Source organism: Sphingobacterium sp. WOUb80, from assembly GCF_050058145.1.
GTDB lineage: Bacteria > Bacteroidota > Bacteroidia > Sphingobacteriales > Sphingobacteriaceae > Sphingobacterium.
In genome coordinates, this window is record NZ_CP165617.1 from 610,115 (window position 1) to 636,627 (window position 26,513).

Below are 26,513 nucleotides of genomic sequence, written 5' to 3' on the forward strand. Positions count from 1 at the left end.
GATGAAGAAAGTTGTACAAAATATTGTTTCATTTTCATTGAAACACTCCTTGGTCGTCCTGTTTTTTACGTTGGCTTTATTATTCGGCGGGATATACGCTTACCTGCATACACCTATTGAAGCTTTCCCCGATGTGACCAATACACGGGTCCGGATTATCACACAATGGCCGGGACGTAGCGCCGAAGAAATCGAGAAGTTCGTTACATTACCGGTAACCAAAGAAATGAACACCATTCCAAAGAAAACGGACGTTCGTTCGATCTCCTTGTTTGGCTTATCTGTTGTGACGATTCAATTTGAGGATGGAGTAGAGGACTTTTATGCCCAGCAGTATGCGGGTAATAAAATGCGCTCAATTGAGCTGCCGGAAGGTGCTGAAAGCTCCATAGAACCACCTTCGGGTGCTACCGGAGAAATTTTTCGCTATGTGCTGAAGAGCAATCTTCCGATTAAAGAAGTCTCCGCTATTCAAGATTGGGTGATCGAAAGGGAACTTGTGGGGGTGCCCGGCGTGGCGGATGTCGTCAGCTTTGGAGGTGAAGAAAAGATCTATGAGATAAAGATCAATCCAACAGAGTTGGCCAATTATAACCTGTCGCCACTGGATGTTTATGAAGCCGTATCGCGTTCGAATATCAATGTCGGTGGCGATGTGATCCAAAAAGGAAATCAAGCCTATGTTGTGCGTGGGGTAGGCCTATTGGATAAGATCGATGATATCGGTAATATTTTGATCAAGGTGGTCGGCAATACACCGATTTTAGTCAAGCATGTTGCAGAAATAGAATTGGGCGCAAAACCGCGACTCGGGCAGGTGGGACTCAACAAGGAAGATGACCTTGTCCAGGGAATTGTCATTATGCTGAGGGGAGAAAATCCCTCTGCTGTTGTCACAAGGTTAAAGGCAAAAATTGAAGAGCTAAACCAACGTATTTTACCCGAAAATGTCAAGATTGAACCCGTTATAGATCGCACAAAACTGGTAAATAATACCGTGCATACGGTTTCCAAAAACCTGATAGAAGGGGTTCTTCTGGTTTCGATTATTGTCTTTATCTTTTTGAACAACTGGAAGACAACCTTTATCGTTGCATCGGTTATTCCATTGGCCTTCCTATTTGCGATTATTTGTTTGAAAATACAGGGGCTCCCTGCAAATTTGATTTCCATGGGGGCATTGGACTTTGGATTATTGCTCGAAGGAACGTTGGTCATCGTGGAGACTGTTTTTGTCTCTTTGGAAAAAGAGGCTCATCGGCTCGGGACGGAACGCTTTAATAAAATCTCCAAACTAGGGATCATTAAGAAAAGTGCTGGCTCTGTAGCGGGGTATATCTTTTTTGCACTATTGATTTTAATTGTCGCACTGACTCCTATTTTCTCTTTTCAAAAGGTGGAAGGAAAAATGTTCTCACCATTAGCCTTTACCCTCGGTTATGCTTTATTGGGATCCTTGATCCTAAGTTTGACCTATGTGCCCGCAATGTGTAAATACTTATTGAAAAAGAATATCAAAGAAGATGAAAATAAGATTACTAAAGTTAGTCGTAATGCCATTTTTAAAGGTTTTAAGAAAGCTTTCGATCATCCAAAATGGACATTGTCTATTTTTATCCTAGCCTTGCTCGTCTGTATGTTCCGGTTTAGCCATTATGGCTCCGAGTTTCTTCCAAAATTGAACGAGGGTGCAATTTATGTCCGCGCAACCTTACCCAATAGTGTCAATCTCGAAGAATCCGTGAAGTTGACCAAAACCATGAAAGCAAAATTAATGAAGCAGTTTGACGAGATTGATTTTATCATGACGCAAACGGGCCGTCCAAATGATGGTACAGATCCAACAGGTTTTTTCAATATTGAATTCAATATTGAACTGAAACCCGAAGACGAGTGGAAAAGAAAACTGTCAAAAGAGCAATTGATCGGTCAGATGCGGGATAGCCTACAGACTTTTCCCGGAATAAATTTTGGTTTTAGCCAGCCGATCCAGGATAATGTAGAGGAGTATGTAGCCGGAGTGAAAAGTCCGTTGGTCATCAAAATTTTTGGGGACAATTTACAGGATTTAGAGAATAAGGCCAATAAGTTTGCCGAATCACTTAAAAAGGTAAATGGGATAACGGATATCAATGTTTTCAAAAATATCGGTCTGCCAGAACTCCGTATTCAACTGCATGATTCAAAGATGGCTAAATATGGCGTTTCGACCAAGGATGTGCAGTCGGTGATCGAAATGACTATTGGCGGGCAATCTGTGACACATTTCTATGAAAATGAACGGATCTTTGATGTTCGTCTGCGCTTCCAAAAATCATATCGCGACAACCCCGAGAAGATCGGAAATATCATCATTCCGACGATGACTGATCAGAAAGTGCCCCTACGGGAGATCGCAACTATAGATTATCATACGGGGCCGGCATTTATTTACAGAGAAGGAAATTCCCGTTATATTGGTGTTGGCTTCAATATTGAAGGCCGAGATTTGGGAAGTACAATTGCCGACGCAAAAAAACAGATAGCGAAAGATATTAACTTATCTAAATCCTATAAGGTTGTCTGGGCTGGTGAATTTGAAAGTAAGGAACGGGCAACAAAACAACTGATGAATGTTGTGCCAATTTCGTTGATTTTGATCTTACTCTTGCTGTATGCCAATTTTGGCAATGTCAAAGATACGCTGATTTCTTCACTGACCCTCGCCTTTGCATTTATTGGTGGATTTATTTCCCTGTGGATTACCGGAACGACATTTGGAATTTCGGCGGGTATCGGATTTATTATTCTCTTTGGCGTAGCCACGATTGATGGTATTGTTTTAATCGGTATTATGAAAGAAAATCTGTTGAATAAAATGAGCTTGAAACCCGCTATTTATGAAGCTGTCAAAAGTCGCATAAGACCCATCTTAATGATTGCATTAATGGGGGCGATGGGCTTATTGCCAGCTGCACTTTCAAACGGAATGGGGTCTGAAATCCAAAAACCCCTGGCGATTATGATTGTTGGTGGATTGATTATTTGTATGATTCTCTCGTTTTCAGTACTGCCTATTGTTTTTTACTTCTCTTATAAAAATAAGAGCCGCTATTAGTTACCCATTTTTAATTATTATATACGATACAAAGGTTGCCTGTCTGACAGTGCAACCTTTGTTATTTTTAATGTGCAGCTATACATTCCATAATAGCTGTCAAAATTTTACGCCGATAAACATGTATATATATCTTTTACATGCTATTTTTTGTAAATCTTGTTATAAATGTTGAACTTACATTTAAGTTACTAAAATTCAATTTCGACTTTAAAAAACACTCATCTGAAGTTTTGCTGAAAGAAGTTATAAATCTGTCTTTAAAATTAGAAAGCCATTTTTCTGGTTTCTTATGAGTGGTATTTATTAGAAAAGGTCAATATTAGGTCAGTGTTGATTAATTCATAAGAAGATTGACCTCGCTATTCCAGATAGATTTGTGATAAAGAAATATTAAAATAATACGCTATGGCACAATTTAAATGGGAAGGAATTTATCCTGCAATGTTATCACCATTTGATGAAAATGGAAATTTGGATTTTGATATGTTTGGTAAAAACATTGAAGCACAATTGGATGGAGGTGTTCACGGTTTGATTATCGCTGGATCATTGGGTGAAGCAAGTGTTTTGAGTACGGAAGAAAAGTATGATTTATTGACATATGCGTTGAAGGTTGTCGCTGGGCGTGTACCTGTGTTGTTGAATATTGCAGAAAATACAACTGCTGCAGCGATCAAAGTCGCTCAGACCAGTGAAGAATTAGGTGCAGATGGTTTGATGTTATTGCCACCGATGCGCTATAGAGCTGATGATAGAGAAGCGGTCGCTTATTTTCGTGCAGTTGCACAAAGTACCAAATTGCCAATCTTAATCTATAACAACCCTGTTGACTATAGTACTTATGTATCGCTTGATATGTTCGAGGAACTCTTATTGGAACCAAATATTCAGGCAGTGAAAGAGTCTACACGAGATTTAACAAATATCACGCGTTTGAAAAATCGTTTTGGTGATCGATTAAAGATTATGGCTGGAGTAGATACCTTAGGGCTTGAGTCTTTGATGTTAGGGGCTGATGGTTTAGTTGCTGGGCTAGTCGACGCATTTCCAAGAGAAACTGTGGCCATGTACGATCTTGTAAAGGCTGGCGAGTACAGCAAAGCTGTAGAAATATACCGTTGGTTTATGCCTTTATTGGAATTGGATATTCATCCTAAATTGGTCCAATATATTAAATTGGCGGCGACAGCTGAAGGAATTTCAACACCTTACACACGTGCTCCAAGATTACCATTGATCGGTGAGGAGGAACAACGTGTGAAAAAAATTATTGCAGATTCAATCGCGACTAGACCACAGTTATAGAAATGCTTCTGGACTTTCTAGATGAGGGTTCAGGAAGTTTTCTTTTTAGGACCAAGTAAAAATAGGCGAGAAGAACCTTCTTATTATATTGAATAACCGCAAGGAATGAAAATATAGGGAAGGTTTTTATTGATTTTTGAAGATACTACTTACAATAAAAACAAAAGGAATGGATAGAAACGAAAATGAGATTGATTACATCGTAAAACAGGCGGAGGCTGGATTTCAGTTTCTTCAGCAGACGGATGTCATCGAAAGAGCGGAATTGATGTATGCCATTGCCGCTGAAATTGAGGAACTGGGCGAAATATTGATTGAAACTGCTCATCTGGAAACTGCACTACCTTTGGGAAGATTGCAGGGTGAAAAAGCGAGAACAGTCAATCAATGGCGTCGATATGCCGATGCCGTTCGTACTGGTTTATACAGTGAAGCTCGGATAGATCGGGATCCAAATGGGCAATTTGATTTAAGGAAATATAACAAAGGACTTGGTCCAGTGGTCGTTTTTGGCGCAAGTAATTTTCCTTTCGCCTTTTCAACTGCTGGCGGAGATACAGCAAGTGCCATTGGTGCCGGCTGCTCAGTCATCGTAAAGGCTCATCCTGCGCATCTTAAAACCTCTCAATTAATGGCTGACGCTATTGATCGTGCGGTTTCAAAACAGGGTGCCCCAACTGCGGTTTTTAATCATGTGGTGTCGGATTCATTTGCCGTTGGACAACAGTTGGTCAGCCATACCTTCGTAAAAGCGGTCGCATTCACAGGTTCATTTCGTGGCGGAAAAGCTTTGTTTGATCTAGGACAATCAAGGCCTGACCCTATTCCAGTATTTGCTGAAATGGGAAGCGTAAATCCGGTTTTTCTTTTGCCAGACTATCTCGCTAATCATCTGGAAGTATTTGCAAAACAGTATATTGGATCATTACTCCTCGGTGTAGGGCAGTTTTGTACCAATCCGGGCGTACTGGTAGGCTTGGCGGGCGATGAGTTCGATCGGCTCAAACTAGCCTTAAAGAGCGAACTAAAATCTACTGCTACAGGGAAAATGTTACATGCGGGTATTCTGGATAGCTACAATCGCCTAAAAGACGAAATGGTTCAATCAGAAGGGATCGGCGTATTGGAAGAAGGGCAGGATAATACAGCACAAGATTTTGCGCAGGCCCTGCTAGCTGAAACTGACGCAAGCCGAGTTTTAGCTAATCCTAAGTTATTGGAGGAGGTTTTTGGACCTTTTGGGTTAATTATATCTTGTGCCGACCTTAACGAAATGAAAACTGTAATGGAGCAGCTCGAAGGACAGATAACCATCACTTTTGCGGCATCGGCGCAGGACATCCACGAATGCCAGGCACTCTTTTCAATTGCACAGGACAAATGCGGAAGGCTTTTGTTTCAGGGTATGCCAACTGGGGTTGAAGTACAGTATGCTATGCAGCATGGCGGACCTTATCCGGCAACCACAGATGCGCGTTTCACTTCTGTAGGGCCCGATGCGGTAAAGCGCTTTATTCGCCCCATTAGTTTTCAAAATTGGCCAAATGAATTTTTGCCTAAAGAATTGCAAGACGGAAACCCATTACAAATTGACCGCTTGGTCAATCAGCAATGGACGAAAGCATAATAGAAACAAATGACCATATAAACAAGTGATCAGAAATGAAGAAGACTTTTTTTTGCATTGATTCGCATACCTGTGGTTGTCCCGTGCGATTGGTGGCAGGAGGAGCCCCATTATTACAGGGGAATTCCATGATGGAGCGCAGGTTGCATTTTATACGTGAGTACGATTGGATCCGTATGGGATTGATGTTTGAACCAAGAGGGCATGACATGATGAGCGGTAGTATGCTTTATCCGCCCTTTGATCCGCAAAATGATATTGGTGTCCTTTACATTGAAACCAGTGGCTGTCTGCCGATGTGTGGACATGGAACGATCGGTACGGTGACGATTGCCATTGAGGAAGGGCTCGTTCAACCTAAAGTTCCCGGAAAATTAAGGCTGGAAACTCCGGCTGGACTTGTACATATCGACTATGTTCAGGAGGGGGCCAAGGTGAAAAGTGTCAAGCTAACCAATGTAAAATCCTTTTTATACGCCGAAGGTTTAACGGTCGATTGCCCGGATCTAGGCAACATCAGTGTCGATGTTGCCTACGGTGGAAACTTTTACGGTATTATTGATCCGCAGACTAATTTTCAAGATATCAATTCCTATTCAGCCAGCCAGCTCATTCATTATGGAAAAATAATCCGTCAGCTGCTGAACGAAAAATATTCTTTTGTTCATCCCGAAGATGTCAATATTCATGGGTTGACGCACATCCAATGGACAGGGGATCCTAAACTCCCTAATTCGTCCGGACGCAATGCCGTACTGGTTGGCGATAATGCCTTGGATCGTTCTCCTTGTGGTACAGGTACCTCGGCGCGTATGGCGCAATGGTATGCAAAAGGGAAATTGAAGAAAGGAATGGAGTTTATACATGAAAGTTATATCGGTTCACAATTTACCGGCAAAATCGAGGCGGAAACAACCGTAGATGGTAAGCCTGCTATTGTGCCGTCCATCGAAGGCTGGGCAAGGATAACAGGCTATAATACCATTTTTTTAGATGATGAGGATCCTTATTTTGGCGGTTTTCAGGTGATTTAATAGTTCAGGTGATTTAAAAAATTAATAAGAGAAGAGCAACGTGAAAGAAAATAATAGAGGTACAGTTGTCGTCGTTGGAGCAGGAATTGCAGGACTTGCTTCGGCCTATTACCTGGTGAGAGACGGATGGGATGTGAAAATCCTCGAAAAAAATACCTTGGACAATAACTGTTCTTATGGCAATGCCGGCATGATTGTTCCCAGTCATTTTACGCCCTTGGCTGCCCCCGGTATTGTAGCGCAGGGGATAAAGTGGATGTTCAATAGTAAAAGCCCTTTTTATGTACGGCCTTCGCTAAATCCACGAATGATTAATTGGGGATTGAAGTTTTTAAAACATGCTAATCGCTCACACGTAGAACAGCATGCGACTGCAATACGTGATTTGAATCTCTACAGCAGCAGATTATATGATGAATTGGCGCAGGAGGAGGGGTTTGATTTTGAACTGAAGCAGAACGGTATCCTGATGATGTATAAATCGAAGGAAATGCAACATGAGGAGATTGAGCTGGCGCATCGTGCCCAGGATCTTGGACTTGATGTCGATATTCTGGAGGGGAATGCCGTCCAAGAACTGGAGCCCAATCTGAAACTGGATGTTTTAGGTGCTATACTTTATCGTTGTGACGGAAAATTATACCCACCAAAGTTAATGCGGCAATTGATTCAATATTTGAAAGCCGCAGGGGTCGCTTTTTTCGAAGAAACTGAGGTCAGTAAATTTATAACAGCCGGAAATAAGGTGAAAGAGGCGATCAGCAACAAAGGAAGTTTTCAGGCGGATGCTTTTGTTTTGACTGGTGGCGCTTATTTGCCGCAGCTCACATCAAAGTTGCACGTAAATACACCGCTTATGCCAGGAAAAGGGTATTCTTTTATGTATCAGCCCGAGAAAGAGAATACATTGAATCATGCAGCATTGTTACTCGAGGCTCGTGTTGCTGTAACACCCATGAATGACCAGATCAGATTCAGTGGAACGATGGAATTGGGACCAGCAAATGACAAAATTTATGAAAATCGTGTCCGCGGAATTGTAGAATCCATTCCAAAATATTATCCGGAATTGAAAGTTGATTATCCAAGCGAAAAAATATGGTATGGTTACAGACCCTGCTCGCCTGATGGATTGCCCTATCTGGGAAGATTGAAAAAATTTGATAATGTCCTAGTTGCCGGTGGGGGTGGTATGATGGGCTTGAGCTTGGGCCCTGCCTATGGGAAAGTTGTAGCAGATTTATTGGCAGGACAGAAAATAGAGGCTGAAATCGCTGGTTTTAGGCCGGATCGTTTCGACTGATAAAATTAGGATATAAACCAACACCTGAATTATGAATCGTTCTTTTTCTTTTAAATCTCCCAAAATATTGTTTTATGGGTTACTCTTTCTATTCCCGGTCTCCACACATGCACAAAAGATGAAATTATACGACCATACCACCCCCATAGAACCTTATATCGTGCAATATGGGCATGATGTTGAGGCGATCAACTATTTCTATGGCCCTATGCCCAAAGGCTGGGGCAATCAACGGGCTGCGGCTTCACCCCAACAGTTAGCACGTCTTCAGCGTTTGGATAACGAATATTTGAACAAGCTGGACAAGTTCCCTTATGAAGAACTCGAAACATCGGGGCAGGTAGATTTTATCTTACTGAAGCGCAAACTAAAAAGTGATTTCCTTTCATTGAAAGAAGATGAGTCGAATTACAACCGCTTATCCGTGTATTTACCTTTCGCACGGCGAATTTTTGCACTTGAAAAGGAACGCCGTAGGGGCAAACGTTTGGCAGGAGAAGATGTCGCGAAAGAGCTGACGCTGGTTGCCGCTGAAATCGATCGGTCAATAGCAGCTTTGCAGGAAAAGTCCAATATTCCTGATTCAGATGTGAACTTTCTGGTTGCCCTAGTAAATTCGTTGGACTTAAGGATCACCAGCACTTTCGATTTTTATAATGGATATGACCCAGAATTTACTTGGTGGGTACCCTCCATATTTCAACAGGTGAAAAGCAAGCTTTCTGATTACAAAGAGAAATTAGCCGCAAAAAGTGACCGGAAAGTTTTTGATGATGGTAGCCAGATTGCAGGTGTGCCAATTGGCGAAAAAGAGATAAACCGAAGGCTCAAAGCTGAAATGATCAGTTATACAGCCACGGATCTTCTAAAATTGGCGGATCAAGAGTTTAAATGGTGCGAGGCAGAGCTATTGAAAGCGAGCCGTGAAATGGGGTTTGGCGACGACTGGCGGGCAGCGCAGGAAAAGGTTAAAAACTCCTACGTACCCATTGGACAACAGCCGGAGCTCATCATGAGATTGTACAACGATGCACAGCAATTTATTGAACAAAATAAACTCATGAATATTCCTGAGCTGGCAGACGAGACTTGGGGCATGATCATGATGACACCTGAACGGCAGCGGGTCAATCCCTTTTTTACAGGCGGACGGGAAATTAGCATATCCTATCCGACAAACACGATGGATCAGCAGGCGAAATTGATGAGTATGCGTGGCAATAATCCTTATTTCTCCCGAGGCACAGTCCAACATGAATTGATTCCTGGTCATCATCTGCAATATTTTATGAATAGGCGTTACAAGCCTTACCGCGAGGAAGCGTTTAATACCCCTTTTTGGACAGAAGGATGGACACTTTATTGGGAATTATTATTGTATAGTAAAGGATTTGCCAAAACACCCGAAGAGCGTATAGGAATGTTATTTTGGCGTATGCACCGCTGTGCGCGAATAACTTTTAGTATTAAATTTCATTTAGGTGAATGGACGCCGCAGCAATGCATAGATTACTTGGTAAACAGGGTGGGATTTGAGTCGGCTAATGCCCATGGTGAGGTAAAGAGGTCCTTTGAAGGTTCTTATGATCCCTTATATCAGTTGGCCTATCTCGTAGGCGGCTTGCAATTGATGCGCATTAAAGAGGAGGTGGTCGATCAAGGGAAAATGTCATTTGCGGAATTCCATGACCGTGTGATCAAAGAAAATTATCTGCCCATGGAAATGCTAAGAGCGATTATCAAGGGTGAGAAATTAAAACCAGACTATGAGACAAATTGGAAATTCTATCATTTTAACAACTAGGTGTTTATGAGTGAGTCGAAACAAACATTTCAAAAGTCTCTCGGGTTATTGGATGCCACTATGCTGGTGGTAGGAAGTATGATCGGTTCCGGGATTTTTATTGTATCTGCGGATATCGCACGTAATACGGGGTCTGCGGGTTGGATGATGGTGGTATGGCTGATCTGTGGATTTATGACTTTAACAGCAGCATTGAGTTATGGTGAACTCAGCGCAATGTTTCCAAAGGCCGGTGGCCAATATATTTACCTTCGGGAGGCTTATGGTCCCGTATTGAGTTTTGTATTTGGTTGGACATTTTTTGCTGTGATACAAACAGCGACAATCGCCGCTGTGGGCGTTGCTTTTGCAAAATTCACAGCCTATCTTTTCCCCTTTATGGACGAAGATGTTTATTTGCTTGAATGGTCAGATTACCGCATATCGGCTGCACAGATGCTGGCAATTGCGGTCATTATTGTATTGACCTATATTAATTCAAGGGGTGTGAATAGCGGAAAGCGCGTACAGACATCCATCACATTGATCAAGATTGGGAGTTTGCTGCTCTTATTGGTCTTCGGTTTCTTAGCATTGAAACATGAAGTTTGGGCTTTGAACTGGGACAATATATCGCTTTGGTCCATGCGCCGCTTAAATACGGATGGAACCTACACATCTTATGATGGATTTTCTGCAATGGGGGCTTTTTCCGCGGCTATGGTCGGTGCCCTCTTCAGCAGCGATTCTTGGCACTCATCCTCAGCTGTAGCGGGCGAAATTAAGAATCCACAACGGAATATCGGTTTGAGTCTTGCATTAGGGACTTTACTGGTTACCGTAATTTATCTGCTGACTAATTTGATGTACACCGGCATATTGCCCCTGGAAGCTATGGTCAATGCTCCAAAAGATCGGGTCGCGATGAGTGTCGCTCAAGAGGTGTTTGGTCCTTTTGGAATTACTATTATAGCGATTATGATCATGATTAGTACCTTCGGTTGCAATAATGGGATTATCCTGGCAGGAGCGAGGGTGTATTATTCTATGGCCAAAGATGGTTTGTTTTTTAAAAGGGCGGGTAAGCTCAATGCGCATGCGGTACCTGCCTGGGCACTATGGATACAATGTGTCGCTGCGTCAATTTGGTGTTTAAGCGGAAAATATGGTGATTTATTGGACATGATTACCTGTGTGGTCGTTATATTTTATGTACTCGCGATTGCCGGTATTATTAGGCTCCGTATCACGCGGCCAGATTTGAACAGGCCCTATAAAGCACTTGGATATCCTTTTCTTCCTGTTCTTTATATCCTGATGGGACTTGCCTTTATCGGACTGATGGTTATTTTTAAGCCAAATTATACCTGGCCGGGTATTATCATTGCACTATTGGGCATTCCTATCTATTATTTAATCAATCCTAAACGAAGAAAGCATGAAGTTTCTTAGTACAGCGGTTTTGTTGTTGTCGGCACAGTTTCTGTTTGGTCAAGGAACTTTGGCAGATTATACACGTGCACAAAACCTAAAAAAACAATTGACCAACAAAATTGAAAATCTACCGGGCCAGTTTTATTGGAATGATAAGGGGGATCTCTTTTGGTATGATCGAAATACGTTGCAAGGAAAAGAGTACATTTTGGTCAATCCCCAGGCAAAAACAAAAGAACAGCTGTTTGATCTGAAGAAGGTATTTTCCTTGGTGGATGAAAAGCTGGGACGAAAAGTCGAAAATCGCGTTATTTCCAATGATCAGATAAAATTGATGGACCAGGATCAGGTTTCGCTCGATATCGCGGGCTACTTTTGGATTTGGAACCGCCGTTCCTCGCAATTGAGCCAGGGCGCTGCAAGTGGAAATAAAGATCGCAATCCGCGATATTGGGGTCAACGTGAACAAGGAAATACGTATAGGGAAGTTGAATCTCCAGATAAAATACATGTTGCTTTTATCCGAAACAACAATGTCTTCCTAGCAAAGAAGGGTAATTTAAATGAGGCGCGACAAATTACGTTTGATGGCAATACGGCAAACTATTATAGTAATGATATTCAATGGGCACCGGATAGCCGGAAATTAGCTACAGTAAAAACACAAAAAATAGAGATCAGACAACTGACGCTGATCGAATCTTCCCCTAAAGATCAATTACAGCCAAAGATTCAGACACGCGATTATGTCAAACCTGGTGATGAATTAGCGCAAAAACTACCCGTTTTATATGATCTCGAAAAAGACCGACTGTCGGTGTTTGATGCTGCGCTCATACCAAATCAATTTTACCTTTCGGATCTTTCCTGGCGCGATGACAGCAGAGCATTTACCTTCGAGTATAACAAACGGGGGCATCAAGTCTATGGCGTTCTGCAAATGGATGCAAATAGTGGTACCTCGACTTTTCTGATTCAAGAGCAGAATAAGACCTTTATTGATTATAGCGGCAAGAAATACCGGGAGGATCTGGCCGATGGAAGGGAGATTGTATGGGCCTCTGAGCGTGATGGATGGAACCACCTGTATCTCTATGATGGAATTACTGGTAAAGTAAAGAACCAGATAACGAAAGGAAACTGGGTTGTTCGGAAAGTTGTACATGTCGACACGGACAAACGAACGGTCATTTTTGAAGGTAGTGGCATGAATGCCGTGGAAGATCCCTATTTGATCCATTATTATTCAATCGGTTTAGATGGAAAGGGCTTAAAACTGCTGACCGAAGAAAATGCAAATCATCAAGCTTTTTTCAATAAAGACTATTCCCAATTTGTGGATACATATTCCCGAGTCGATCAGCCGTCAATTTCAGTATTGCGCGACAACAATGGCCGTCTTATCATGGAACTGGAGAAAACAAACAGTAATCTACTAGAAACGGTAGGCTGGCGTGCTCCGGAAGTCTTTAAAGCCAAGGGACGTGATGGTGCAACAGATATCTGGGGAATTATTATTCGGCCGACGAATTTTGATCCCGCTAAAAGCTACCCTGTCATCGAATACATTTATGCAGGCCCGCATAGTTCTTTCGTACCAAAATCATTTTACAGCAACCCGAGCGGGATGTACGAACTCGCTGAATTGGGCTTTATTGTGGTGCAGATCGACGGGATGGGGACCTCAAATCGTTCGAAGGCTTTCCATGATGTCTGTTGGAAAAATCTGAAAGATGCGGGCTTTCCGGATCGAATTGCCTGGATGCAGGCTGCGTCAAAGCAATATAAATACATGGATATAGGCAGGGTAGGGATCTATGGCACATCTGCTGGGGGACAAAGTTCAACCGGCGCGCTGTTATTCCATCCAGAGTTTTACAAAGTTGGCGTTTCCTCCTGTGGCTGTCACGATAACCGAATGGATAAAATATGGTGGAACGAGCAATGGATGGGCTGGCCTGTAGGTCCTGAATATGCGGCTAGCTCCAATATTGAAAATGCTGCTAAACTGGAAGGAAATCTTTTATTGATTGTAGGTGAATTGGATGATAATGTGGATCCTTCATCCACTTTCCAATTGGTTGATGCCTTGATCAAAGCGCGTAAGAATCATGATTTTATTATGGTTCCTGGGATGGGACATTCTTCCGGGGGAGATTATGGTGAACGAAAAAGAAGGGATTATTTTGTCAAACATCTACTTGGTGTAGACCCACCGGCCTGGAATCAATATTGATCTTTTCATCAGAACAATGATCCTGTAAGACAGTCCTATCGCCTATTTTTTCTGAAAGGTTCTGATCTTATTGGTTAGAAAGAACCTTCAGTTTGCGTTCATTGCTGTTCGTGTATGCGAAGTCATAAAGGTTTTATTCCAATTGTGAATACAGATGCAGTGATAAGAATGCTTCAATAAATACAGCGCCCCGGAAAGTTAATTGCTTTCTGGGGCGCTGTATTTATTTTATGTCTGTAACCTTGAAGCCGTTTTTATTCGATCAATACCCCGACATAATAGTTAAACGTATCGATATCAATATTATCTTTCGTTAAACCGGCTATTTTAATAGGTCTGAAACGTTGATCCAACTGGATAAGTTCTCTTTTCTGACCTTTTACCCCAATATGTATAGGCATCTGGAAGCCTTTGACTTCACTGATCCAGCGGCCCAATATTTTGCCGGAAGGATCTTGTTTGATTTCCAGTGTAGGAATGGCGGTATGCTGTACATACTGCTCAAATACTTTTAACAAGTCTAAACCGGATTGCTGGTTTACGTAGTTGACAACATCACTATAATCGACTTGCTGATGATAAAACTTGCTGTTTAATCCCCGGAGAATATTCCGCCACTTTTCATCATTGTCGATCATCGTACGGATCATGTTGAGCATAACACCCCCTTTGGGATACATATCCCCAGATCCTTCTTTATTAACGTGGTAGGGGCCCTGAATGGGGCTGTCATTTTGGATTCCACTTCGGATACCATGAGCGTACGCTTGGCTGGCTTCCTTGCCATAGAAATAGTCGATAAATAAGCCTTCGGAATAATTCGTGAAGCTTTCGTGAATCCACATATCGGCCAGATCAGCGGAGGTTATATTGTTGCCAAACCATTCGTGGCCAGATTCGTGGACCACAATGAAATCCCATTTATGTCCCCAGCCGGTTCCCGACGCATCCCCGCCGCGATAGCCATTCTGGTAATGGTTACCGTAGGCGATGGCGCTCTGGTGTTCCATGCCGGTATGGTAGGTTTCAACAAGTTTATAGCCATCTTCATAGAACGGATATGGACCAAACCAATGTTCAAATGCCTCTAAGGTCTGGTTGGCGTTTTTTTGAAGATGGGCTTTTTTTTCTGCCGTATCGTTTTCGCGCAAAATATAGTAGTCTATATCCAATGGCCCTTTTTCACCTTTGTATTTTTCCTTAAAATGAACGTAGTCGCCGATGTTGATGGCGACATTGTAGTTGTTGATCGGATTGGCGACTTTCCAATGGTATTTGGTATAACCATCTTTCATCTTTTCTACTTTGACCAGGCGACCATTGGATACATTCATCACCTCTTTTGGGACAGCGATGGAAATCAGCATACTATCCACTTCATCGGATTGATGGTCTTTGTTTGGCCACCAGACACTCGCACCCATACCCTGGCATGCCGTGGCCACCCATGGCTTTCCATTGCTATCTTTTTTCCAGTCGAAGCCGCCGTCCCAGGGCGCTTTGACCGCTTCTGTAGGATGACCTTCGTAATATACCGTAAACTCTTCCTGTGTTCCTTTTTTGATAGCCGCAGGAAATTCGACAAAGACAGCATTGTGTTCTCTGGTAAAGGAAAGTTCTTTCCCCTTATATACGACTTTGTCTACTTTGAGATTTGCAAAAAGATCAAATTGCAGGCGATTAAAATCAGTTGTGGCCTTGAAACGGAAAAGGTTTGAACCCGAAATAAACTTATTGTCTATATCCACCTTAACATCCAAATGATAGTATTGGATGTCGTAGCAGGTTCGCAGCGGTGACAGATATCCGCGCAGTGAATCCGCTCTTGTGAATTCATTTTTTTCTTTCATCAGCTGGGCCGCTGATTGCTGTATGCCTGCGGTCAGTAGACCGCAGGTTCCCAATGCATATAATAGTATTCTTTTCATCTGTAAATGATAACTATTCGGTCTATCTTCCACCCGGAGGGCAATGTAATTTTAGATAGTTTGTAAATAATGTTTTTAAATGCTCGTGTGTACCTTGTCCCTCACTAATCGAATGGCTTCGGTTGGGGTAAGACATCAACTGGAACTGCACGTTATTTTTGATCAGTTCATTGATCAGGACTTCTGCATTTTGATAATGCACATTATCGTCTCCAGTTCCATGAATATAGAGTAAATTACCTTTGATATTTTTTGCATATTTCAGTGGCGAGCCGTTTTCAAAGTCTGCCAGATTTTCTTGCGGAAGACCCATGTAGCGTTCTTGGTATACATTGTCGTATAGTAACTGATTGGCTACCGCTGCAATGGCAATACCGGTTTTATAGATCTGCGGATATTGCCCCAATAGGTTAAGCGTACTCGATCCGCCGCCGCTCCAGCCCCAAACGGCCACACGTGAATTGTCGACAAACGGCCATTTCAGGATTTCTTGCGTTGCTAAAGCCTGGTCGCGAATATTGAGCTTTCCAATATTGCGGTAGATGCTTTTTCGCCACAAGCTCCCTTTAGGCGCAGGCGTTCCGCGATTATCCAAAGAAATATAAATGTAGCCGTCTTGCGCCATACTTCCTTTATATAGACTGTTATAACCTGCACCGAAATTGTCTAATACAGTTTGTGATGCTGGTTCGCCATAAACCATAAAGACAACAGGATATTTTTTGCCTGGATCAAAATCCAGGGGTTTTACCATCCAGCCGTCTAACGCAATACCGTCGGTTGTTTTAACTTTAAAAAACTCAGCAATGCCATCGCTGACTTTCTTTTCACGTTTCAAATCAAAGTCTACGAGTATTTTGTGTGTCGGTAATTCAATGACGGCATTGTGTTTTAATGTTGCCCGGTTGCTGAAGTTGAAGATGGCAATTTTACCGTCTTTTGAAATATCATAATCGCAGGTGCCTTCGTATGAGGCTGGGGTCAGTCTTTTTGGAACTCCGCCTTTCGTCGATACACTATACAGATACTTCTGCGTTGCATTGCTTGGAGAGGCGGTAAAATAAATCGTTTCATTTTTCGGATCGAAAAAGTCAAGATTGATCATATCATAGTCCGCTTTCATAACCAGCTTCTCGTTGCCCGATAAATCAATCTGATAGATTTTGCGCCAGCCGTCCTTTTCGGATACCCAGATGAAGGCCTTGCCACCCTGGACCCAGTCCCATCCGGAAGGATCGTTGTTGTTCCACCGCGCTTTGATATCAATCCACGAGTCGCTTTGCTCCTGATGTATGTTTTGCGCTTTATTATCGGAGAGAGCGACGATATAGATCTTGCTCTCATTTTGTTTTCTGTTGAGCTGCTCTAGGATGACCTGTTTGCTATCAAGACACCATTCCATTCGGGGAATATAGTGCTGGTTGGGATCTCCCGGGATATTCAGCATCGTACTTTTTCCGGTGGCGATTTCATAGGTCCATACCGAACAGGCACTCGGTGACTGTCCGACTTTGGGATATTCAACGGGAATAGTGTAAGAGTAGAGGCTATCCGTATTGTTGATCATCAGGAAATTACGGATATTGCGGGCATCAAGTTTCCAATAAGCAATGGAGGTACCATCCGGCGACCAACGGAAACCATCTTTACAGCCAAATTCTTCCTCATACACCCAGTCGAATGTGCCATTGATTAAACGGTCTGTTCCATCGTTGGTAATGGCAACGATGCTACCATTGTTGAGGTCCTCTAGGTAAATATTATGGTCAGCTTTGTTCACGTAAGCTACTTTATCCGCTTGCGGATTAAACTTCGCAAACATCAGTTGCGATGCCGGGAATTTCTTGCCCAGCTGCTGCAATTGATTGCTCTTCTTGTTGTAAACCCAATAGTCACCTCGCGTATTCTCTCGCCATACTCTTTTGCTATTGGTATAGAGTAAAATCAGTTCCCTGTTTTGGGAAATGGAAAAATTTTCCACCTTTAGCGCTGTTGTTGTACCTTTTGGGATAAGCGATTGCTGTGAAAGAAAAATGGAGCGCATCCCATTTTTAGGGTTGACCATTTCTATTCCCTTGTCAGAAAATTCATAATACTGGTCACCATGATCTGTCCAAAGTCGCTGTGCAAAAATGGAAGCTGGAACCTGAAAAATCAGTATTAGAATAATAAAGATCGACTGTTTAATGCTGTTCATTTGTTTATCTGTTTGCGTGTATTGATCCCCGAGAAAGGATTTAAGGTCACTTTTCGAGTTTATCACGATGTTAGTTGTTCATTATTTAATCAATTGGATTGTCTTTGAGCTGATAGATTTCCTGAATTTCGCGTTCAAGGTATTTTCCTAGACGACGGTATCCATTCTGCTCGATGAGGTAATTGTCTTCAATACGAATCCCGCCAAAATCGAGGTGTTTATTTAAGAAATCATAGTTGATAAATTCTTTGTGTAAATTTTGCTGTTCCCAAAGCTGCGTTAATTCAGGAATAATATAGACGCCGGGTTCAACGGTTAGCACATTGCCAGCCTCCAATTTCTTGCCTAGCCGCAGCGATTTGATTCCAAAAGTCTTGGTATCTTTTGGTTCTGCTTCGGTATATCCAACATATTGTTCACCAAGATCTTCCATATCGTGCACGTCAAGGCCGAGCATATGGCCGAGTCCACATTGAAAGAAAAGCGCATGTGCGTGATTCATGACCGCATCTTGGGCATTGCCTTTCATGAATCCGGTTTGTATGAGTCCGTCTACCAGTGCTTCACAGGCTTTTAAATGTATTTCTTTAAAACGTATTCCGGAGGTCAGCAGTTGCTCTGCCGTTTTAAACGCATGTAAGACAATCTGATAAATTTCCTCTTGTAAGGGGGTAAAACGTTTTCCTACAGGAAAGGTTCTGGTCAAGTCCGAAGCATAGCCCATGGCCGTTTCTACGCCCGAATCATTAAGCAGCAGATCACCTTCATAAAGTTGGTGAAATTGCATATGATTGTGCAGAATTTCACCCCGTTTTGTGACTATCGGCGGATAGGAGAAGGATGTTCCCTGATCTTGTGCAAAATGTTGCATAGCATTGCTGATCTGATATTCATAACGATCAGGTTTTGTCATTCGTATAGCAAGGCGGTGCATATCTACGGCAATATCTACAGCTTTCTCTAATTCGATAATTTCTTCGGCCGATTTGATGCTCCGTTGTGCCACGACAGCTTCAATTAATGCGACGGAAGGCTGTAGCTGATTGGTAGAACGGCCGGTCAGCTGCTCAAGTAATAATTTATTATGCGACTGATAAGGAGGAAGGTAGTGAATCTCTTCCTGTTTTCCTTTGCTAAGGTAGTCGAAGAGTTGATTGAAAGGCAGGATTTTGCTGATACCCGAAAGGTCAGCCTTTTCAGCTAAAGTCTGCTGTTGACCCATCCAAACAATATCATCGATTGTCATTTCGTCACCAAATAGTATGGTCTCGTTTTTTTCAGTATCCAATACCGCCGCCAAACGTGGACTTTTGATACCGATATAATATAAGAAGCTGCTGTCTTGGCGAAATGGATAGGTATTGTGCTCAAAATTGATCGGATTTTCAATGCTGCCTAACAAAAGAATTTTGCCAGTTGTGATCTTTGATAATAGATTATTTCGGCGATTAAGATATATTTCTTTTTTGAACATAAGTTTTGGGAATTATTTGAAGTTGGATTGTCTACTTAGGTGCCTATTGTCTAATACGAATATCGTAAAATTTATGTGCTTCAAAATGATTTATTTAAAAGGTCTCTCTTAATGTGTAGTGTTTGTTCTTGTTACAAATGATATGCTCCCCGTTTTTACACTAAAAAGAGCTAGCAACGAAATTTAATAAAGTTCAATCTTTCTATTGAATAATAATTATCACAATTTATCAAAGTCTAATTGTATTTTAACCCATTTTTCCACTATAAATGGATTATTATTGTCAATTCTTTGGTTTGTGCGTGGTATTATTAGAGGATTATTAAATATTGTCGAATACTAAACATATTTTAGTATAGTATTTTTATGTTTTATTTGAAAGTAGTGTTGTTGCTTTGGAGTTGTTATATTTATGTTACTAAACAGTAAACATAAAACTAAATAAACTTATGAAAACGCTCCAATTTAACGTGCCAACAACCCGAGGGCAAAGTTTGACTGTGCAAGAAGATGTTTTGGAAACTTTCTATCCCTATTTTCACCGTCATCAGGAAGCTCAGTTAATGTGGATAAAAAAAGGTAGTGGAATTTTGATTGTTGAAGATACACTCCATCCCTTTAAGGAAAATGATATATTCTTTTTAGGTGCTAATCAACCGCATGTTTTTAAGTCTGCGTCCCAAGATGGTCTGTCTAATGAATCGCGTTCTGTTTCTATCTTTTTTGATCCTAATGGTAAGCTGAAATCCCTATTTTCTTTGGACGAATTTGAATCGCTGAATCAATTTATCTATAATAACTCCAGGGGATTTAAGGTTCCAGAAAGGTGTTTTGAGCAAATATCGGAACGAGTCTGTCAATTGAAATCTTCTGATCAGATGGATAAGTTGATGCACTTTTTCTATTTACTGAGAGCGTTGGCAAATATATCCCGTGGGGCTGAAGCACTCTGTAACGAAAGGGTGGAAGTGGCTTTTGATAGTATGTCAGGACCGAATCGCATAAATGTCATCTGCAATTATATTAAAGAACACTATAGGGACGAAATTACTTTGGAGGATGTTGCCGGCCATGCCAATCTTACTCCACAGGCATTTTGTCGTTATTTTAAAAAGCATTGCGGTGTTACTTTTGTTACCTACCTGAATAGAATAAGAGTTAAGGAAGTTTGTAATCAATTAAATGAGGATCACTTGGACAGTGTTTCTTTTATTGCCTACAATTGTGGATTTAATAGCATTACTAATTTTAACCGGGTTTTTAAACAAATCGTTGGCTGTAACCCAAAAGAATACGTGCAGCAATATAAGCAGACACTCTATTCTGTTATTTAGTGTATGAAATTCAAATCGGGATTTAGATCGCGGAATACTTCGGAACACGATAAGTTTACTTTCTTAATTAATCGTGCTAGCGGCTCGATTGGATCAGCTTTGAATATTATATATATGCGGTAAAATTCAGCTAAAAATGGGACCTATAAGGCTATTTTTGGCTGGATTTTACTTTTTAATTATATACACTTTTTCTTAAAGCCAAAGATATCGATCTCAAAAGGCAGATTTTAGCAAATCTTTGTTTCCTTTCTAAACTTCTTTACCAGTAACTTTTCATGAGTTTTTTGAAATATCCCTTAAAAAAGCTGGAAAATGTCTTTTCTGAATTCTTTCTTTACTTTTTTAAAGTATGTTCGGGTGAAAATCCTTAAAAATTATAATAAAGTAAGTTGAATCAATGTGTTTTTGTAGTCTCTGTTGTAAATTGATCTGTTGGTGATGGGTAGATGTGCTGTTTTTGTGAAGATGTACTTGTGTAAGAGCTTTTTCTGTTGAGATTGGTTGGGTTAAATTCAACTATTTAACACTTTGGGTTAATAACTGGGCAATACTTGTCAAAATTCGGTTAACAATAAAAGGTTGGTACTTCTAACTTAGTTGTTATAAAAAGCACTATAAACTAACACATCTGAAACTAAACTTATGAACAGAAAAAGCATTGCTATGCTAGCCGCTACTGTCTTGGTAAGCTCGGCAGTATATGCGCAAACAGTTTTAAAGGGGAAGGTGGTCGACCAAGACGGGAAACCTATCCCCGGAGTTACAATCACGCTTCGGGATGGAACAGCAACACAGACTGGACAAAACGGTGACTTTACGATTAACTATAAGCAAGCAGGTACTTTAAGTGTGTCGGCAATTGGTTATGGTCGTAAGGAAGTGAACTTAACCAATCAAACTACACTGCAAGTTACCTTACAATCTGACGAACGGAATTTGGATGAGGTTATCGTCACAGCGATGGGAATTACCAGGGATAAAAAATCGTTAGGATACGCAATTCAAGAGGTAAAAGCCAAAGACTTGACCGATGCTGGGCAATTGAGTGTAACGAGTTCTTTATCGGGGAAAGTTGCGGGGGTTCAAGTCAATCAATTCGGTGGAGCTGTAGGGGCATCTGCGCGGATTTCTTTAAGAGGAAACTCTTCTCTGCAGGCAGATCAACAGCCGCTGATTGTTGTCGATGGAGTTCCAATTACCAATAATGCGCAACGTTCGGGAGACAATACCTATGGTGGAGTTGACTATGGATCTGGTTTAAATGATATCAACCCAGAAGATATCGAAGATGTTCGTATCTTAAAAGGAGGTTCAGCGGCATTATATGGTATGCGTGCAGGAAGAGGAGTTATTGAAATCACGACAAAATCTGGTAAAAAGGCAAAAAACGGAGTGAGTTTGGCCTACGACGGAAACTTTACCGTTGATCAGGTGGCAACCTTGCCAAAATTCCAAAACTTATATGGGCAGGGATCACGAGGAGACGAGTATCATTATAATCTGAATGGAAAAGGATTGACTTATCAGCAGTATGCGGAACAAAAATCTTTTAATTATGTCGATGGTACGGGTGAATCAGATGATGGTGTAAATGATGGTTTTGATGAATCGTGGGGACCTCGTTTGGATATTGGCCTGAACCTGAGGCAATTTGATAGCCCTGTGGTAAATGGGGTTAGACAAGCCACACCTTGGATTTCACATAAAAACAACGTGCGAGATTTTTTTCAATTAGGACATTCGCAGAATCATAATCTCTCCTTAATATCTAAAGGAGATAAGTCTTCTACCAGAGCGGCATTATCTTATAGAAATCAAATTGGAACTGTACCTAACACGGATCAGACTAGATACTCCATGCAGCTCAATAATTTTTATCAATTATCGGATAAAATATCCTATGATGTGATGGCTAATTATTCGAGAACACAAAGCGATAATTTGATCATGCAAGGGTATGATGGAGCCAATCCGATCAATGGATTTATTTGGTTTGGTCGGCAGGTCAATATGCAAAGTTTAAAAGATAATTGGGATCAAAGAGATCCGGAGACCGGAAACTACACCTATTACAATTGGAATTCGTCTTATCATGTGAATCCGTATTTTACAATGAACAAGACAACAAATTCATTGAATAAAAATCGCGTTTTTGGAAAGTCGTCTTTATATTACCAACCCTATACGTTCTTAAAATTTGAAGGACGCGTAGGATTGGATTATTACAATGCGAAGATGTTCCAGTCAAATTATTTCAATTATGATAATCCGAATGGTAGTTTCCGAGATCTTAAAACCAATAATACAGAGTTGAATTTAGATTTTATCGCTACGTTCAATAAACAACTTGGTGATTTTAATTTACTTGCAAGCGCTGGAGCGAATTATAGAGATGCACAGAATGAAAATAGTACAGTTGGCGCAGACGCCTTAACGGTGCCCGGGGTTTATACGATTTCTAATCGAGTGGGGGATGCTATCAATCTAATGGATCATAGTCATATTCGTTCAAATTCTATCTATGGATTGGTTTCATTAGGTTGGAAAGACCAGGTATATGTAGATGTGACAGCAAGAAATGATTGGTCGTCCACAATAACGAAGTCCTTTTTCTATCCATCTTTCAACCTAAGTTGGCTCCCTACAACGACTTTTGAAGGTCTAAAAGGTGATGTGCTTTCCTTTTGGAAATTGCGCTTCAACTTAGCTGAAATTGGTAATGCAACCACTGCATTCAGAAATAAACGATATTACTACGCACAGAATAGTTCTTTTAATGGGGTTGCCCAAATCTATAAAAGTATGACTTATCCGAGTCCTAATTTGGAACCAGAAAGTATACGGACTTGGGAGGTTGGTACCGAACTTGGTTTTTTTAAGGACCGCTTACACGCTGACTTTACTTATTATCACAAAAATGCGAAAAAACAGATTCTGCCGGTTACGACCTCAAATGTTGTCGGATTTAGCAGTATGGTCCTGAATGCAGGGAATATTGAAAGTAAAGGGGTGGAAATTCAGTTACGTGGTGATATCTTAAAAAGTGAGACAGGTGTAAATTGGACGGCATCGTTCAATTTTGCTAAAGATAAAAATAAGATTTTAGAATTGTACCCTCAATTAAATCTGGATACCTATCAAATTGGTTGGACATGGGGAATTGCCAATATGGCTAAAGTAGGGGAATCATGGGGAGCATTAGTTGGCCCTGGATATAATCGTGTTGAGGATGGTCCAATGAAAGGTGCTATCAAAGTGACTGAAGAAGGATTTGTTGATAATACAAAATCTACTCAAGTTATTGGCCATGTCACACCTAACTATATGATGAGTCTTAGAAACGAATTTAAGTATAAAGACTTTACTGTAGGTTTCATGCTAGACTTTAGAAAAGGTGGAGACATTTGGTCGCAAACCATGAGTCACGCTTATGGTTCGGGGATTGCTGCTATCACTGCTGAAAATGGCGTGCGTGAGCGTGCTATTGTTGCAGGAAAAGATGTGATGAAAAATGAGCGATTTGCGATGCCAGATGGGAAAGGAGGCTGGGTAGAAAATACTATTGCCGTAAATACTCAAGACTGGTATGAATCAGGAGGGATAGCGGAAATGTATGTATTTGATGGATCTTTCTTGAAATTACGCGAAGGATATATTACTTATACAATTCCGCAACATGTTTATGGTAAAATTAAGGGAATCAAACGTGCGAATGTGTCATTGATAGGCTCCAATCTAGCATTATTGTGGGTGGATAAATCCAATACAATGCGTATTGACCCAGAAACCAGTGGTGTATCGAGTGATAGTAGAGGTGTCGGTTTTGAGCAAGCGTCAGTTCCAAGTTCACGCAGTATAGGATTGAAACTAGGTATTACTTTTTAATTAGATTTCAAGAATTTTATATTCTTAACAAATACAATGAGTATGAATAAGATTATTAAGAAAACAGGATTAGCAGCTTCGGCGCTATCACTTCTGTTATTATCGGGATGTACTAAGAATTTCGAAGATATAAATACTAACCCAGATGCATTGCCTTATAGTCCACCAAACAATACGCTGGTTAATGTGCTCCGCAATACGGGCGAGCAGTTTGGGGGGGATGTTGATGGTTATGGTACGTTTGCAGGCTATATTGTTAAAATTCAATACATGGATTTTATGTCCGGATTGGTGCCTACAAATAATACTTATGGCAATCGTTGGTATGCGTGTTACTATAATAATACGCAGCTAAAAGATATGTTGGATTATACCGAAAAGACTGCCGCAGGCTATAAAAATGTTCGCTTTATTGCGCGGATCTGGCAAAATTATATGTGGTCCTATTTAACGGACGGGTGGAGAAATGTACCTTTTACGGAGACGTTTCAGGGAACTGAAGAGCAAGGTGGGGTTTTAAGAGCAAAGTATGATAAACAAGAAGATATTTATCCTGCTATATTGAAAAGTTTAAAAGAGATCGCTGATGAGATGGCAAAAGGCTATGGAACTGATGAATTGGATGGAGCAGATGCAATTTATTATAATCCAAGTAAAAAAGATCTAGACTTGGAGATGTTGAAATGGCGTAAGTTCTGTAATTCCTTGAGGCTTCGCATAGCCATGCGCATTTCTGGAGTAGCGCCTGATTTGGCTAAATCGACTATAGAAGAAATTGCAGGTAAACCAGATACGTATCCAGTTATAGACGACAATAGTGAAAGTTGTCAGCTATCTTACCCCGGAGCTCCACCATATTATGAACCTTGGTATAATTCCGGGATGATAGGGAATAGAAGAAATAACTGGGCACTGTCTGATATTTTTATCGACCATTTAATTGATACGAAGGATCCTCGGATTGCTGCGGTGGCTTTAAAAGCAAATGACGGTGAGTATCGAGGTTATCCTAATGGAGCAAAACAAGGTCCTTCGAGTCTAACTTCTGTTTCTTGGATAGGTGATCGTTATATAACCAATGCAGCTGGTGCAACACCATTTTTTAAAGCCTGTGAAACGTACTATATTTTGGCTGAGGCTGCAATGCTAGGGTATAACGTAGGTGTATCTGCACAGATGGCCTATGAAAAAGCTGTAAATTTATCTATGGCTGACAATGGAATTTCTACGGAAGCTACAAACGCCTATTTAGCAGGAGCTGGAAAGTGGAATAATACAAAAGAGCGTATTTGGTGGGATATGTGGGTCGCGCTGTTTAAAGAAAATTTTGAAGCTTGGAGCTTATACCGTAGAACTGGAGTTCCAACAACAAATTATCCTTCGTTGAATTCTATATTTGGGAAGAAGCACAATGATCAGCCTTGGCGATTGCCTTACCCGAACAATGAATATTTATATAACAAAGCGAATACTGATGTTGCGGCGGCAAACGTAGTTGACAATGTCTGGGGTGAACAAATGTGGTGGGATAAGCGAACAGGAAAATTTTAGTTTCATATGTTTATTTTTATGCAGCGAGGCGGCTTCGGTTGTCTCGCTGTTTTTTTGTGTAAATATTCATGCTATCTTAAACCTGTTGCTTGGGCGCCTGTTCCGGAATATCGTTCGTAAATTCTACTCGTCAATCAAATTTCTCTTTTAATTTTTAGGTGTAGCAAAGCGGGGACAAATGGTGATCACATTCTGCATTTTGACAGTGCTTATTCAGTGCTTGTTCAGTGATCGTTCAGTGATCGTTCAGTGCTTGTTCAGTGATTGCTCAGTGTAGACTGAATAACCAGTGATGAATAACTGTCTAAATATTGATTGA

The 26,513-nt window shown here is 41.1% G+C and carries 14 protein-coding genes; 11 read left to right on the forward strand and 3 right to left on the reverse strand.

Annotation, left to right across the window (positions count from 1 at the left end; translation table 11 throughout):
- Position 1: 1 nt before the first annotated feature.
- From AB1Z56_RS02445 to AB1Z56_RS02480, 8 genes are all read left to right on the forward strand, one after another.
- A complete protein-coding gene (locus AB1Z56_RS02445; protein WP_426790964.1) occupies positions 2–3,097 on the forward strand; it encodes an efflux RND transporter permease subunit in 3,096 nt (1,031 codons plus the stop codon).
- A gap of 408 nt (positions 3,098–3,505) precedes the next feature.
- The gene (locus AB1Z56_RS02450; RefSeq protein ID WP_075991855.1) at positions 3,506–4,405 is read left to right on the forward strand and encodes a dihydrodipicolinate synthase family protein; all 900 of its coding nucleotides are present in this window, start codon (positions 3,506–3,508) and stop codon (positions 4,403–4,405) included.
- Positions 4,406–4,574: 169 nt separating this feature from the next.
- Positions 4,575–6,032 carry an aldehyde dehydrogenase (NADP(+)) gene (locus tag AB1Z56_RS02455; protein WP_426790965.1) on the forward strand — a complete coding sequence of 486 codons (1,458 nt, stop codon included), beginning with the start codon at positions 4,575–4,577 and terminating at the stop codon, positions 6,030–6,032.
- Positions 6,033–6,067: 35 nt separating this feature from the next.
- Positions 6,068–7,066: a 4-hydroxyproline epimerase gene (locus AB1Z56_RS02460; RefSeq protein ID WP_426790966.1), complete on the forward strand. Its 999-nt coding sequence runs from the start codon at positions 6,068–6,070 to the stop codon at positions 7,064–7,066.
- Between the two features lie 40 nt (positions 7,067–7,106).
- Complete coding sequence (locus tag AB1Z56_RS02465; protein WP_426790967.1) at positions 7,107–8,369, forward strand: NAD(P)/FAD-dependent oxidoreductase; 1,263 nt, start codon at positions 7,107–7,109, stop codon at positions 8,367–8,369.
- Positions 8,370–8,400: 31 nt separating this feature from the next.
- On the forward strand, positions 8,401–10,173 hold the full coding sequence (locus AB1Z56_RS02470; protein ID WP_426790968.1) for a DUF885 family protein: 1,773 nt from the start codon (positions 8,401–8,403) through the stop codon (positions 10,171–10,173).
- 6 nt (positions 10,174–10,179) lie between these two features.
- The gene (locus AB1Z56_RS02475; RefSeq protein ID WP_426790969.1) at positions 10,180–11,604 is read left to right on the forward strand and encodes an APC family permease; all 1,425 of its coding nucleotides are present in this window, start codon (positions 10,180–10,182) and stop codon (positions 11,602–11,604) included.
- Positions 11,591–13,822, forward strand: coding sequence for a prolyl oligopeptidase family serine peptidase (locus AB1Z56_RS02480; protein WP_426790970.1), 2,232 nt, complete (start codon positions 11,591–11,593; stop codon positions 13,820–13,822). The genes AB1Z56_RS02475 and AB1Z56_RS02480 overlap by 14 nt, the downstream gene beginning before the upstream one ends.
- A 254-nt stretch (positions 13,823–14,076) precedes the next feature.
- Here AB1Z56_RS02480 and AB1Z56_RS02485 read toward each other — a convergent pair whose 3' ends face one another.
- From AB1Z56_RS02485 to AB1Z56_RS02495, 3 genes are all read right to left on the reverse strand, one after another.
- Positions 14,077–15,750: a M1 family metallopeptidase gene (locus AB1Z56_RS02485; protein WP_426790971.1), complete on the reverse strand. Its 1,674-nt coding sequence runs from the start codon at positions 15,748–15,750 to the stop codon at positions 14,077–14,079.
- 22 nt (positions 15,751–15,772) lie between these two features.
- Positions 15,773–17,947 (reverse strand): DPP IV N-terminal domain-containing protein, encoded by a 2,175-nt coding sequence (locus AB1Z56_RS02490; RefSeq protein ID WP_426790972.1) that lies wholly within the window; start codon positions 17,945–17,947, stop codon positions 15,773–15,775.
- An 85-nt stretch (positions 17,948–18,032) separates the two neighbouring features.
- A complete protein-coding gene (locus AB1Z56_RS02495; protein WP_426790973.1) occupies positions 18,033–19,421 on the reverse strand; it encodes an aminopeptidase P family protein in 1,389 nt (462 codons plus the stop codon).
- A gap of 449 nt (positions 19,422–19,870) precedes the next feature.
- On the opposite strand from AB1Z56_RS02495, the gene AB1Z56_RS02500 reads away from it, so the two are divergent.
- The 3 genes from AB1Z56_RS02500 to AB1Z56_RS02510 all read left to right on the forward strand — a co-directional run bounded on the left by AB1Z56_RS02500 (position 19,871) and on the right by AB1Z56_RS02510 (position 26,194).
- Positions 19,871–20,755 carry an AraC family transcriptional regulator gene (locus AB1Z56_RS02500; RefSeq protein WP_309361873.1) on the forward strand — a complete coding sequence of 295 codons (885 nt, stop codon included), beginning with the start codon at positions 19,871–19,873 and terminating at the stop codon, positions 20,753–20,755.
- 645 nt (positions 20,756–21,400) lie between these two features.
- A complete protein-coding gene (locus AB1Z56_RS02505) occupies positions 21,401–24,643 on the forward strand; it encodes a SusC/RagA family TonB-linked outer membrane protein (RefSeq protein ID WP_426790974.1) in 3,243 nt (1,080 codons plus the stop codon).
- A 42-nt stretch (positions 24,644–24,685) separates the two neighbouring features.
- Positions 24,686–26,194 carry a SusD/RagB family nutrient-binding outer membrane lipoprotein gene (locus AB1Z56_RS02510; protein WP_426790975.1) on the forward strand — a complete coding sequence of 503 codons (1,509 nt, stop codon included), beginning with the start codon at positions 24,686–24,688 and terminating at the stop codon, positions 26,192–26,194.
- Positions 26,195–26,513 lie beyond the last annotated feature (319 nt).